13 protein-coding genes are annotated in these 12,416 nt (G+C 70.1%); 8 read left to right on the top strand and 5 right to left on the bottom strand.

Features of this window, described 5'->3' with window-relative positions:
* Positions 1–61: 61 nt before the first annotated feature.
* The gene (locus ACWD3I_RS19650) at positions 62–574 is read left to right on the top strand and encodes a hypothetical protein (protein ID WP_365409579.1); all 513 of its coding nucleotides are present in this window, start codon (positions 62–64) and stop codon (positions 572–574) included.
* A 93-nt stretch (positions 575–667) separates the two neighbouring features.
* On the opposite strand, the gene ACWD3I_RS19645 is transcribed toward ACWD3I_RS19650, so the two are convergent.
* From ACWD3I_RS19645 to ACWD3I_RS19635, 3 genes are all read right to left on the bottom strand, one after another.
* Positions 668–1,192 (bottom strand): hypothetical protein, encoded by a 525-nt coding sequence (locus ACWD3I_RS19645; RefSeq protein ID WP_365409582.1) that lies wholly within the window; start codon positions 1,190–1,192, stop codon positions 668–670.
* 199 nt (positions 1,193–1,391) lie between these two features.
* Positions 1,392–2,156: a bestrophin-like domain gene (locus ACWD3I_RS19640; RefSeq protein WP_365409584.1), complete on the bottom strand. Its 765-nt coding sequence runs from the start codon at positions 2,154–2,156 to the stop codon at positions 1,392–1,394.
* Positions 2,157–2,172: 16 nt separating this feature from the next.
* Positions 2,173–2,301, bottom strand: a complete 129-nt coding sequence (locus tag ACWD3I_RS19635) for a hypothetical protein (RefSeq protein ID WP_365409586.1) — start codon at positions 2,299–2,301, stop codon at positions 2,173–2,175.
* 160 nt (positions 2,302–2,461) lie between these two features.
* Between ACWD3I_RS19635 and ACWD3I_RS19630 the strand changes: the two genes are divergently transcribed.
* From ACWD3I_RS19630 to ACWD3I_RS19615, 4 genes are all read left to right on the top strand, one after another.
* Positions 2,462–2,767 (top strand): hypothetical protein, encoded by a 306-nt coding sequence (locus ACWD3I_RS19630; RefSeq protein ID WP_365409589.1) that lies wholly within the window; start codon positions 2,462–2,464, stop codon positions 2,765–2,767.
* A 222-nt stretch (positions 2,768–2,989) separates the two neighbouring features.
* The gene (locus ACWD3I_RS19625) at positions 2,990–3,961 is read left to right on the top strand and encodes an SCO0930 family lipoprotein (RefSeq protein WP_365409592.1); all 972 of its coding nucleotides are present in this window, start codon (positions 2,990–2,992) and stop codon (positions 3,959–3,961) included.
* Positions 3,962–4,264: 303 nt separating this feature from the next.
* A complete protein-coding gene (locus ACWD3I_RS19620) occupies positions 4,265–5,086 on the top strand; it encodes an SAM-dependent methyltransferase (protein ID WP_365409595.1) in 822 nt (273 codons plus the stop codon).
* The gene (locus ACWD3I_RS19615; RefSeq protein WP_365409598.1) at positions 5,083–7,218 is read left to right on the top strand and encodes a putative bifunctional diguanylate cyclase/phosphodiesterase; all 2,136 of its coding nucleotides are present in this window, start codon (positions 5,083–5,085) and stop codon (positions 7,216–7,218) included. Before ACWD3I_RS19620 ends, ACWD3I_RS19615 begins: the two co-directional genes overlap by 4 nt.
* 40 nt (positions 7,219–7,258) lie before the next feature.
* Here the strand turns inward: ACWD3I_RS19615 and ACWD3I_RS19610 are convergent, their stop codons facing one another.
* Together ACWD3I_RS19610 and ACWD3I_RS19605 are read right to left on the bottom strand one after the other, a co-directional pair.
* Positions 7,259–7,984, bottom strand: coding sequence for a hypothetical protein (locus ACWD3I_RS19610; protein ID WP_365409601.1), 726 nt, complete (start codon positions 7,982–7,984; stop codon positions 7,259–7,261).
* A 13-nt stretch (positions 7,985–7,997) separates the two neighbouring features.
* Positions 7,998–8,882, bottom strand: a complete 885-nt coding sequence (locus ACWD3I_RS19605; protein WP_365409604.1) for a LysR family transcriptional regulator — start codon at positions 8,880–8,882, stop codon at positions 7,998–8,000.
* Positions 8,883–9,002: 120 nt separating this feature from the next.
* On the opposite strand from ACWD3I_RS19605, the gene ACWD3I_RS19600 reads away from it, so the two are divergent.
* The 3 genes from ACWD3I_RS19600 to ACWD3I_RS19590 are packed head-to-tail and all read left to right on the top strand — an operon-like array spanning position 9,003 to position 12,372.
* The gene (locus tag ACWD3I_RS19600; RefSeq protein WP_365409607.1) at positions 9,003–9,674 is read left to right on the top strand and encodes a succinate dehydrogenase; all 672 of its coding nucleotides are present in this window, start codon (positions 9,003–9,005) and stop codon (positions 9,672–9,674) included.
* A 2-nt stretch (positions 9,675–9,676) separates the two neighbouring features.
* On the top strand, positions 9,677–11,626 hold the full coding sequence (locus tag ACWD3I_RS19595) for a fumarate reductase/succinate dehydrogenase flavoprotein subunit (protein ID WP_365409610.1): 1,950 nt from the start codon (positions 9,677–9,679) through the stop codon (positions 11,624–11,626).
* Positions 11,623–12,372, top strand: coding sequence for a succinate dehydrogenase/fumarate reductase iron-sulfur subunit (locus tag ACWD3I_RS19590; RefSeq protein WP_365409613.1), 750 nt, complete (start codon positions 11,623–11,625; stop codon positions 12,370–12,372). Before ACWD3I_RS19595 ends, ACWD3I_RS19590 begins: the two co-directional genes overlap by 4 nt.
* Positions 12,373–12,416: the final 44 nt, after the last annotated feature.

Raw genomic sequence — 12,416 nt, 5'->3', positions numbered from 1 at the left:
GAGGCGCTTTCTCGCCGATCCACCGGGGACCGTTCCCGGGGCGTCTTCCGCGGAGGATCACATGCGTACCACCCGTGCCCTGGCGGCCTCTGTCGCCGCGGTCGCCGCCCTCGGACTCGCCGCCCCCGTCGCCGTAGCGCGCGACGGGATGCCGGGCGGTTCGGGCAGCGCCGTCAGCCCGAGCAACATCGTCGCCCTGCCCAGCGTCATCGCCCGCGGTGGCCAGTTGACGATCACCGTCGACAACTGCGCCGGCGGCGGCACCGCCACCTCGCCGGCGTTCACCGCTCCGGTGACCCTTACCCCTGGCAACCCGGCCAGGGGCACCGCCACCGTCAGCTCGACCGCCAACCCGGGCCTGTACTCCATCACGGTCAACTGCACCAACGGCCGGAACCCGCTCACCAGGGATGACGCCTTCACCGTCATCGGTGGTGTCCGCGGTGGCCTCGGCGGCAGCAGCACGAACGGTGCGACCCCGACGGACATGGCGATCGGCGGCGGGCTCGTGGCCGCGGCCGCCATCGGCGGCGGGGTGTTCTGGATGCGCCGCCGCTCGGAGAAGCGCATCTGATCTCCCCTTCGGACACAGCTGCGCGCACGTACACAGGCCTTCGCCCCGGACCCTGGGAAGGGTTCCGGGGCGAAGGCCTGTCCGGGGGAGCGGTCAGGTGCCGTCCTCGCCGGTGCGGCGGCGCGAGAAGTAGTACGCCGCCCCGACCGAGCCCGCGATGAGCGCGGCACCGAGTCCGATCTCCTTGAGGTCGAACCCGGCGATCGTGCCGCCCTCACCGGCGTGCACACCCTGGTTGGGGTACGGGTAGGGCGTGGGGTTCGTGCGGCCGGTGGCGATGGTCAGCTGTGTCGAACCGCTGACCCCGTCGCAGGAGAACGTCACCTTGTACGTGGCGCCCGGTTTGGCGTCCCAGTCGACCACCGCCGTCGCGGACGAGCGGTGGCCCGGGATGGAGATCGTGTCGAACACCCCCGAGCTGACCGTCGCGGACCCGACGCAGCCGCCCTTGTCCCGGTCCAGTTGCAGAGTGACCTGGCCGCCCGCCGCGACGGTCGAGGGCAGGACGCTGAAGCCGAACGGCGTGATGTTGTCGCCCTGGGCGACGGCGGCCGGTGCGGCGAGGGCGAGGGCACTGACGCCCAGCAGAGCGGCCGAAGCTACGCGTATCGCGCGCATGGTGAATCCTCCGGGTCCCCGAGGAGCAGCAGCGGACCTTTTCCGCTTGCGCCAGAAATGCACCTCGATGACCGGAACGCTAGGAAGGTACGCACATGTGCGCGAACGCTGTCGGGCGAATGGGGCACAGATGTGGGCCGGTCGGGGGACGGTGACGGCGTGGCGGCCGTCCCCCGGTGGCAGGCGGGGTGAGGGCGCGTCAGGACCTGGCGTCCGGGAAGAGGTTCAGGAACGGTTCCGCCGATGCCGTGATGCCCCGGCTGTAGGGCGCGTCGAAGTCCCAGATCAGGAAGAGCAGGAAGGCGATCAGCGCGGAGAAGATCCCGGCGAGGATCAGCTCGCGCGCCGTACGCCGGATCTGCAGGGCCAGGACCATGCCGATGGTGACGACCGCCCCGCCGATCAGCCCGAACCACACCACGCCCGGCATCGTCGCCCCCATCGAGTTGATACGGGCGGTGCGCGCCTGGTCGGCAGCGGCCACCTGGTCGACGAGCGGCTGGTAGGCCTGGGCCTGGAAGTCCGTCCTCGGCTCGTAGTCGGTGACGTCGTGGCGGATCTGCTCGAGGAGGTCGGCGCCCCGCTGGGTGGCCTTGCCGTTGTCGGCCATCGCCTTCCACTCGGTGTTCACCACGTGTCCGACATAGGCGTTGACATCGTCCCGAATACGGTCACGGGCGTCGGCCGGGTAGACCCGTACACGCTCCGAGATCTCGTGCAGGGCCACGGCCTCCGCCTGGACGTGGTCCTGGGCGGCGCTGCGGCCCTCCCAGACGCCCGCGATGGCCAGGCCCAGGACGATGGCGTACACCACGCCGATCCACATCGTCATGTACTCGATGACGTCCGGGGTCTCGCTGGGGTCCTCGTCCTGGGCCGCCGCGTTGTGGCGGACGACGGAGATGACGACCACCACGCCACAGGCGGCCAGCATCGCGAGGGTGAGAACAAGCCATTCCGGCAAGGGGTGCCTCCAGGGATCAGCGCGGACGCAGTGCGGCGACGGCGACCAGCGCGGGCACCGTGATGAGCAGGACGAAGGTGAGCGGCGACGTGCCGCCGCGGGGGGCCTGCCGGGGTGCCGGGGCTTTGTAGGCCGGATAGTGCACGGGGGCCGCGGCGGGAGCCGGGGCCGGTTCGGCCGGCGGTGTGGGGGTCGGGGTCGGAGTCGGGCTTGGTGTGGGGGGAGGGCTGGGAGTCGGCTGTGGCTGGGGTGCCGCCGGCCGTGGGGCGGGAGGAGCCGGCTCCGGTGGCGGTGGCGGTGGCGGCGTGGGTGTCGGTGTCGGTGTGCGCTTCGGTGGCGGTGGCGGTGGCGGGGGTGGCGTCGGTGACGGTTCGGGTGGGCATGTCGGGACCGGGGTGGGTGTCGGGGTGGGCGTGGGGCTCGGCGAAGGCGTCGGGCAGGACGGGGGCGTCGGCCAGGTGAGGCTTCCGGCGACCGCCACCGCCTTGATTCCGTCCGGCCCGGTCGAGGCGGACGCGCAGGCGTCGGCCGCCGCCGTGTTCACCGGTACGCCGACGGCCAGCCATGTCAGTGTCAAGAGCAACAACACCCGTATGGTCGGGGCGTATTGAGTCGATTCGGGTCGCTGCACGACGGAGATCATGAACCGAGAACGCGCTGTCCCGCTCCCGGGTACCGATGGATTGCCCCGAACGAGTGATCGGCCCGCGTCACAGGCTCCCAAAAGAAAAATGTGTCTCCGCTGAACACAACAGCCACTTCCGTCCGTACTCATGGCCGTGCGGCGGCGCAAAAGGGCGCTGCAACACCCGTACGAATTTGGGGAGTTGACGATGAAGACCTCCTGGCGGAGTGCATCGCTCGTGGCGAGCGCTGCGGCGGTGCTGGCGCTGACGACGGCGTGCGGCCAGGAAGCAGCGCCGTCCGCGAGCAGCCAGAACGTCGGCGCGACGGCCGCGGCCGGTGGCTACGGCAGTGCGGGCACCGGCATCGGGTCCGGCCTGGGCAACGGGACCGCGAGCCCCTCGGCATCCGCGGCGGCCCCGGCCGCTCCCGCGGGCAAGCTGGCCGTCGTCACCAACCCCGAGCTCGGCAAGGTGCTGACGGACAGCGGCGGGCTGACCCTCTACCGCTTCGACACGGACACCGCCGAGCCGCCGAAGTCCAGCTGTGACGGCGACTGCGCGAAGACCTGGCCGCCCGTGCCCGCGGACGACGCCACGGCCGGCGACGGCATCGACAAGTCGCTGCTCGGCGAGGTCACCCGCTCCGACGGCAGCAAGCAGCTGACGGTCGGCGGCTGGCCGGCCTACCGCTATGTGAAGGACGTCAACGCCGGGGACGTCAACGGTCAGGGTGTGGGTGGCAAGTGGTACGCGCTGGCCTCCGACGGCAAGAAGGCCGGTGGCGGAGGCGGAGGCGGGGGCGGCGCCGAGGCGGCCGACCTGCCCGGGCTGTCCACCCGCCAGGACCCGAACCTGGGCGAGATCGTCGTCGACAAGAACGGCATGACGGTCTACCGCTTCATCAAGGACGTGGCCTGGCCGGACCCGATCTCGAAGTGCGAAGGAGCCTGCCTCGAGAAGTGGCCGGCCGTCGCACCGGTGGAGGCCGACGACACCAAGGGCATCGAGAAGAAGGGCCTGATGAGCTTCACCCGGCCCGACGGGGTCAAGCAGCAGACCATCGACTGCTGGCCCATCTACACCTTCGCGCAGGACAAGGAGCCCGGGGACACCAACGGTCAGGGCGTCGGCGGCACGTGGTACGTCGTGGCACCCGACGGCAAGCCGATCAAGAAGTAGGTCTTCTCCCCGGGGCCGAACAGCCCCACCCGTAAGAACCGAACCGCGGAAGGGAGGTCCGAGGCGACAGCGGAGTCCGGACAGCACGCACCGCGCGCGGTCCACCGGCCCGCCCCCTGCGCACCGCACGCAGGGGGCGGGCCGTTTTGCCTTGTTTCAGCGGGACTTGGGCATGGTCAACCCGGCACGTGCCGCAGGCAGTGACCGGGAACGGACGGTCAATTTCCGGTTCCGCTCGCTCCTTTGGCAGGCGATCAGTAGCCTCAGCTCGAACACCGGATCGCCTACGCCTTGGAGAGATAGATGGAGCGTCCCGCCTGGGCCCCACGGAGCATCGACATCTCGGTGCCTAGCGTTTCGCGGATCTACGACTTCTACCTGGGCGGTTCGCACAACTTCGAGGTCGACCGCGAGGCGGCCCGCAAGGCGATGGAGTTCATGCCGGGACTCCCCAAGATCATGCAGGCGAACCGGGCGTTCATGCGCCGCGCGGTGCGCTTCGCGGCGGGCCAGGGCATCACCCAGTTCCTGGACATCGGTTCGGGCATCCCGACCTTCGGCAACGTCCACGAGGTGGCCCAGTCCGCCAGTCCCGGCGCCCGGGTCGTCTACGTCGACCACGACCCGGTGGCGGTCGCCCACAGCGAGGCCGTCCTGAGGGACAACGCGGACGCGGGCGTCGTCGCCGCGGACCTTCGCAAGCCCCAGGAGATCCTCGCGAGCGCCGAAGTTCAGCAACTGATCGACCTGAACCGGCCGGTGGCCCTGCTTCTCGTTGCCATACTGCACTTCGTGGAAGACGAGGACGACCCGTACAGTGCGGTGGCCGAGCTGCGTGACGCGCTCGCGCCCGGCAGTCTGCTGGTGCTCACTCATGCCTCCTACGAGGGAATCCCGCTGCCGGCCGAGCGGGCCGTCGGCACGGTCGACGTGTACAAGGACATCCGCAACCCGCTGATCATGCGGTCGCGCGAGGACATCGCGCGGTTCTTCGAGGGGTACGACATGGTGGAACCGGGACTGGTGCCGATGCCGCAATGGCGGCCGGAGTCGGAGACCTGGGACCCCGACGACGAGGATCCCTGGGCCTTTTCCGGGTTCGCCGGCGTGGGGCGTACCGCGTGATCGCCGAGCCGGACGGGCCGGAGGGCAGACTGCGCCGGTTCGCGACGATCTGGAGCCGGGCCGTCTTCCCGGTGACCACGACGTCCTCGACCCGGCCCGAGTTCGAGGAACAACTCCTGCCGCTGGCCCGCCGGTTGAGCGAGGCGCTGCGGGCGAGGACCTTCGACGCGAACGAGGGCCGCGCGCTCGGCGCCGCGCTCGTCGCGGTCCACTGCACCGACCCGGAGGCGCTCAGCCGGACACTGGACTGCGTCGACGCCTACCTCGTGCTGTACTGCGGCGGCGACGGCGACCAGGAGGACCTGCGGGTGCGCGCCTCGCGGCTGCAGCACGCCATGGCCGCCGGGTTCGCCTCGGCACTGCGCGAGCGGACCCTGGCCGAGCAGGAGGCCATCTCGGCGGCCGCGTTGAAGGCGCAGGGCGTGGTGGCGCAGGCGCTGCACGCGAGCGAGGCCCGCTTCCGCGCGGTCTTCGAGGGCGCCGCCATAGGGATCGGCATGGCCGACCTGGAGGGCAACATCCTCCAGGTCAACGAGGCGCTGCTGCGCATGTTCGGCATCAACGAGCAGATGATGCGCGGCCGCAACGTCATGGAGTGGACGCACCCCGAGGACGCGCCCCAGACGTGGACCCTCTACGACGAACTCGTCCGCGGCGAGCGAGAGCACTACCACCTGGAGAAGGCGTTCTCCCGCCCTGACGGAACGGTCCTGTGGACCAACCTGACCGTCTCCCTGCTCCGCGACGCGGACGGCAACCCGCAGTACCAGCTCGCGCTGATGGAGGACACCACCGAGCGCCGGCTGCTCAACCTGCGGCTGCGCTACGAGGCCACGCACGACGCTCTCACGGGCCTGCCGAACCGCACGTTCTTCTTCGAACGGCTGGAGAAGGCGCTGGGCGCCGGCGCGGGCCAGCGCTTCGGCCTGTGCTACCTCGACCTGGACGGCTTCAAGACCATCAACGACAGCCTCGGCCACGCGGCCGGCGACCGGCTGCTCGTCGAGGTCGCCGACCGGCTGCAGTCCTGCACGACCGCGCCCGGCGAGATGGTCGCCCGTCTGGGCGGTGACGAGTTCGTCGCGCTGACGACGGGGACCGACACCGAGCGCGAGGTCGACGAGCTGGCCTCGCGGATCATGCACGCGCTGCTCGCCCCGATCAGTGTCGACGGCCGTGACCTGACCGTGCGCGGCAGCATCGGCATCGTCGAGGGCCCGGCGGGGGAGCGCAGCGCTGCGGAGGTGCTGCGCAGCGCGGACATCACGATGTACCGGGCCAAGGCGTCGGGCGGCAACCGCTTCGAGCTCGCCGACGCGGAGGCGGACGCCCGCGCGATCACCCGCCACGGTCTGACCACCGCTCTGCCGACGGCTTTGGAGCGCGGCGAGTTCTTCATCGAGTACCAGCCGCTGGTGCACCTCGGCGACGGCAGCGTGCGCGGCGCGGAGGCGTTGGTGCGCTGGCTGCATCCGCAGCACGGCGTCCTGGGCCCGGACCGCTTCATCCCGCTCGCCGAACACACGGGCCTGATCGTCCCGTTGGGCCGCTGGGTCCTGGAGCAGTCGGTCCGCCAGGCCCGCGCCTGGCGAGAGCGTCACGAGGAAGCCGGTCCGCTCCGCATCAACGTCAATCTCTCGCCGTGCCAGCTCACCCACCCCGGCCTGGTGCAGGACACGGTGGACATCCTGGAGCGCGCGGGTGTGGAGCCGGACGCGCTGTGCCTGGAGGTCACCGAGTCGGCGCTGATCGGTGCGGACGACGATCTGCTGAAGCCGCTGCGCCGGCTGGCCGAGATGGGCGTCGACATCGCCCTGGACGACTTCGGCACCGGCTACTCCAACCTCGCCAACCTGCGCCGCCTCCCGGTGAGCGTCCTCAAACTGGACCGCTCCTTCACCCAGAGCATGCAGCAGTTCCCGGCGGACCCCGTCGACCTCAAGATCGTCGAGGGGATCGTCTCCCTCGCCCACAGTCTCGACCTCGCGGTCACGGTCGAGGGCGTGGAGACGGGCGCCCAGGCCGAACAGCTGCGGATACTGGGCTGCGACACGGCCCAGGGCTGGTACTACGCCCGGCCGGGTCCGCCGGAGCGACTGCACGAGCTGGCGCTGGTGGACGCGACGGGCTGAGCCACCACGGCCGTACGGCGACGCGGGACGAGGTGAGCCGTCACGGCCCCGCGGCGTCGGGCGGCCGCACCCGCGCCAGCGCCTGCCACCGCGCCGCCTCCGCCGCATGCGAGCCGGTCGCGGTGGCCCGCGCGACCGGATCCGGCGCGTCGGGCGCGAGCGGGCCGCCGTCCCGGGCGAGCAGGGTCAACGGCCACACGGGGGTGCCCGGCTCCGCCCTGTCGAAGGGCCACCACTCCCACGGCCCGTCGAAGCGCCAGGCCCGCCCCGCCGCGTCCGCGATCTCGTCGCCGGGTTCGAGGAACGCGTAGGGGCGCAGCAGGAGTTCGAGGACGAAGGGGATGTCGTCCTCGGGGTGGAACTCCTCGCCCTGCTCGTCGAACTCCCCCGGCTCCGGGTCGCGGGCCACCCCGGCCTCCAGGACCGTCACCGCCATGGTGGGGCGGGGCAGCCATCCCGTCTCCAGCGGCGGGTCGAAGCGGTCGACCCGGATGACGTGCACGACGGCCGAGGGGATCCCGACCGTGCAGGTGTCGCCGGCGGTGAGCCGGTCCGGCGGCGGATCGGTACGGAAGAGGGAGCGGCTGCCGGGCGTGGTGCTGAAGGGCAGGACCACGCCACCGGTCCAGTGGATCCCGCAGTCGGGGTCCCGCTGCCACCAGGGCCAGTTCAGGGAGATGTCGTGCCTGGAGACGCACGCCACCGTGGCCGGGGTGTCCGGGCAGCTCACCCGCAGCACATCACCCGGCCGGAAACTCGGATCCAACGGCCCCTCCGTCTCAGCGTTCCAGCAACATACGCTGCAACTCCCGTGCCGCCCGCGGCGGGGCCACGTCGCTGCGGTGGGCCAGCGCGATGGTCCGGTGCAGCCCCGGCCGGGCCAGCGGTGTGACCCGTAGCCCCCGTCCCGAACGCGCGGCCACCATACGCGGTACGACCGCCACACCCAGCCCCGCCCGGACGAAGCCCAGGACCGCGTCCATCTCGCCGCCCTCCACCGCGAAGTCGGGCTCGAAGCCCTCGGAGCGGCATGCGGCGACCGTCAGTTCACGCAGGTCGTAGCCGTGCCGGAACATCACCAGACGCTCGCCCTCCAGGTCGGCGATGCGTACGGTGCGCCGGCCGTCGCCCGGCTTGGGCGCCTCCGGGGACGACACCACCACCAGGTCCTCCCGCAGCAGCTCCACCGTCGTCAGGGCCGGTGAGGGCGTCGGCAGCGGGAGGACGACCAGCGCGAGGTCGAGGGCGCCGCGGGCCAGTTCCCGTACGAGATCGTGCGAGCCGCCCTCCTCGATCATCAGGCGGATGCCGGGATAGCGGTCGTGGAAGGCGCGCAGCACGTCCGGCAGCAGACCGGTGCACAGGCTCGGCGTCGCGCCGAGGCGCACCCGGCCGCTGCGCAGCTGCACCAGCTCCTGCACCTCGTGCCGGGCCGTGTCCGCGTCGGCGAGGATCCGCCGGGCCAGCGGCAGCAGGGCCTCGCCCGCGTCGGTGAGCGTGATGTTGCCCCGGGCCCGCAGGAACAGATCCGCACCGAGCTCCCGCTCCAACGCCTTGATCTGCTGGGACAGGGAGGGCTGCGCGACATGGACGAGGTCGGCCGCCCGGGTGAAGTGCCGGGTCTCCGCGACCGCCACGAAGTACTGGAGCTGCTGGAACTGCATCCTCGTACGATAGCCGCTGACTATCGAATCAAGCCGGACCATGTCTTGGACCGATCAGGCTCCTGGGCCCTAGCGTCTTGAGTCATGGCTCTGGCAACGCGGACGGACCGACGACCGTCCATGGCACGCACGGTGTGGGACAGCTCCGTCGGCAAGAAGACCGTGATGGCGGTCAGTGGGCTGATCATGCTGATGTACCTGGTCGTCCACATGATCGGCAACCTGAAGATCTTCTTCGGGCCGGGCGAGTTCAACCACTACGCGCACTGGTTGCGCACGCTCGGCGAGCCCTTCATGCACTACGAGTGGACGCTGTGGCTGATCCGGGTGGTGCTGGTGGTCGCGGTGATCGCCCACGCGACCTCGGCGTACCAGCTCAGCCGCCGTGACATCAAGGCGCGCCCGACGAAGTACGTGCACAAGAAGCCGCGGGCCGGCTATGCGACGCGGACCATGCGCTGGGGCGGGAACATCCTCGGTCTGTTCATCGTCTGGCATCTGCTGGACCTGACGACCGGCACCGTGCACCCGGGCGGTTTCCAGGAGGGGCGGCCGTACCAGAACGTCGTGGACACCTTCTCCACCTGGTACGGCAACGTCATCTACATCCTGGCGGTACTGGCCTTGGGCCTGCACATCCGGCACGGCTTCTGGAGCGCCGCCCAGACCCTCGGCGCCGGCAACCGCACCCGTGACCGAGCCCTCAAGGCCACGGCCGACATCCTCGCGCTGCTGCTCACGGTCGGCTTCCTCGCCGTACCCGTGGGTGTCATGACCGGAGTGGTGAGCTGAACATGACTACCTTCGTGGACTATGGGACCGGTGAGCCGGTCGTCGACGGCAAGGCCCCTGCCGGACCCGTCGACGAGCGCTGGGACAAGCGCCGTTTCGAGGCCAAGCTGGTGAATCCGGCGAACCGGCGCAAGCACACGGTCATTGTTGTCGGTACCGGTCTTGCGGGTGGTTCCGCGGGTGCCACACTTGCCGAACAGGGCTACCACGTCGTGCAGTTCTGCTATCAGGATTCGCCTCGGCGGGCGCATTCGATTGCCGCGCAGGGTGGTATCAACGCGGCGAAGAACTACCGGAATGACGGTGACTCGATTCATCGGCTGTTCTACGACACGGTGAAGGGCGGGGATTTCCGGGCGCGGGAGTCGAACGTGCACCGCCTTGCGCAGATCTCGGTCGAGATCATCGACCAGTGCGTCGCCCAAGGCGTGCCGTTCGCACGGGAATACGGCGGTCTGCTGGACACGCGGTCGTTCGGTGGTGTGCAGGTGTCGCGGACGTTCTACGCCCGCGGGCAGACGGGTCAGCAGTTGCTGCTGGGCGCGTACCAGGCGCTGAGCCGGCAGATCGCCACCGGGAACATCGAGATGCATCCGCGTACCGAAATGCTGGATCTGATCGTCGTCGACGGGAAGGCGCGGGGGATCGTCGCCAGGGACCTCGTCACGGGGAAGACCGACACCTACTTCGCCGATGCCGTCGTCCTCGCCAGCGGTGGCTACGGCAATGTCTTCTATCTGTCGACCAACGCCATGAACTCGAATGCCACCGCGGTGTGGCGGGCGCACCGGCGTGGCGCGTATTTCGCCAACCCCTGCTTCACGCAGATCCACCCGACCTGTATTCCGCGCACCGGCGATCACCAGTCGAAGCTGACGTTGATGAGCGAGTCGTTGCGCAACGACGGCCGGATCTGGGTGCCGAAGGCCAAGGGCGACACCCGTCCCGCGAACCAGATCCCCGAGGACGAGCGCGACTACTACCTGGAGCGCATCTACCCGTCGTTCGGCAACCTCGTTCCGCGGGACATCGCCTCCCGCGCCGCGAAGAACGTCTGCGACGAGGGCAGGGGGGTAGGCCCGGGTGGCCAGGGCGTTTATCTCGACTTCGCCGATGCCATCGCGAGGATGGGGCGCCAGGCGGTCGAGGCCAGATACGGCAACCTCTTCGACATGTACCAGCGGATCACCGACGAGGATCCGTATGCGGTGCCGATGCGGATCTACCCCGCCGTGCACTACACGATGGGCGGGCTGTGGGTCGACTACGACCTCCAGACCACCATTCCCGGGCTGTTCGCGGTCGGCGAGGCCAACTTCTCCGACCACGGGGCGAACCGGCTCGGTGCCTCGGCGCTGATGCAGGGTCTGGCGGACGGGTACTTCGTCCTGCCGGCCACCATCAACGACTACCTCGCCCGCAACCCCCACCAGGACGCGGTGACCACCGAACACCCCGTCGTGCAGGAGGTGCTGGCGGAGACCGAGGACCGGCTGAACCTGCTGCTGTCCGTGGACGGCGACCGCACCCCCGACTCCTTCCACCGCGAAGTCGGCGAACTGATGTGGGAGTTCTGCGGCATGGCCCGCACCGATTCCGGTCTGCGCAAGGCCCTGGAGCGCATCCCGCAGATCCGGGAGGAGTTCTGGCGCCGCATCAAGGTCCCCGGCACCGGTGAGGAGTTCAACCAGTCGCTGGAGAAGGCGAACCGCGTCGTCGACTACCTGGAGCTCGCCGAGCTGATGTGCCTGGACGCGCTGCACCGCGCCGAGTCCTGCGGCGGTCACTTCCGTGAGGAGTCCCAGACCCCGGAGGGGGAGGCGGCCCGCCGGGACGAGGAGTTCGCCTACGCGGCCGCCTGGGAGTTCACCGGCACCGGTGATGCCCCCGTTCTGCACAAGGAAGACCTGGTCTTCGAGTACGTCCACCCCACCCAGCGGAGCTACGCATGAAGCTCACCCTGCGCGTCTGGCGGCAGAAGAACGCCGACGCCGACGGCGCCATGTCCACCTACGAGGTGGACGGCATCTCCTCGGACATGTCGTTCCTGGAGATGCTCGACACCCTCAACGAAGAACTCATTCTCCGGGGCGAGGATCCGGTCGCCTTCGATCATGACTGCCGTGAGGGGATCTGCGGTGCGTGCTCGCTGGTCATCAACGGCGACGCGCACGGCCCGGAACGCACCACGACATGTCAGCTGCACATGCGGTCTTTCCAGGACGGCGACACGATCGACATCGAGCCGTGGCGGGCCTCGGCGTTCCCGGTGATCAAGGACCTGGTCGTCGACCGCACCGCGTTCGACCGGATCATCCAGGCCGGCGGCTACATCACCGCACCCACCGGCGCCGCACCGGAAGCCCACGCCACGCCGGTGCCGAAGCCGGATGCGGACTTCGCGTTCGAGCACGCGGAGTGCATCGGCTGCGGGGCCTGCGTCGCCGCCTGCCCCAACGGGGCGGCGATGCTCTTCACTTCGGCCAAGGTCAACCATCTCAACGTGCTGCCGCAGGGCGCGCCGGAGCGGGAGACGCGGGTGCTGGACATGGTGGCGCAGATGGACGAAGAGGGCTTCGGAGGCTGCACGTTGACCGGCGAATGCGCGACCGCCTGCCCCAAGGGCATCCCCCTCGTCTCCATCACCGGCATGAACAGGGAATGGCTGCGGGCGACGCGCAAGGTGGCGAAGCGGTAGCGCCCCTCACCGACCGTTCGCCGTCCAGCGCGGACGGGCGGGAC

It is taken from the genome of Streptomyces sp. NPDC002817 (assembly GCF_053592055.1).
This window is presented reverse-complemented; position numbering and strand designations above follow the sequence as displayed.

Bases quoted from the DNA above. Each gene is read 5' to 3' on its own strand.
- ACWD3I_RS19650 (WP_365409579.1), top strand. From the start codon at position 62: ATGCGTACCACCCGTGCCCTGGCGGCCTCTGTCGCCGCGGTCGCCGCC.
- ACWD3I_RS19645 (WP_365409582.1), bottom strand. From the start codon at position 1,192: ATGCGCGCGATACGCGTAGCTTCGGCCGCTCTGCTGGGCGTCAGTGCC.
- ACWD3I_RS19625 (WP_365409592.1), top strand. From the start codon at position 2,990: ATGAAGACCTCCTGGCGGAGTGCATCGCTCGTGGCGAGCGCTGCGGCG.
- ACWD3I_RS19620 (WP_365409595.1), top strand. From the start codon at position 4,265: ATGGAGCGTCCCGCCTGGGCCCCACGGAGCATCGACATCTCGGTGCCT.
- ACWD3I_RS19605 (WP_365409604.1), bottom strand. From the start codon at position 8,882: ATGCAGTTCCAGCAGCTCCAGTACTTCGTGGCGGTCGCGGAGACCCGG.
- ACWD3I_RS19600 (WP_365409607.1), top strand. From the start codon at position 9,003: ATGGCACGCACGGTGTGGGACAGCTCCGTCGGCAAGAAGACCGTGATG.
- ACWD3I_RS19595 (WP_365409610.1), top strand. From the start codon at position 9,677: ATGACTACCTTCGTGGACTATGGGACCGGTGAGCCGGTCGTCGACGGC.
- ACWD3I_RS19590 (WP_365409613.1), top strand. From the start codon at position 11,623: ATGAAGCTCACCCTGCGCGTCTGGCGGCAGAAGAACGCCGACGCCGAC.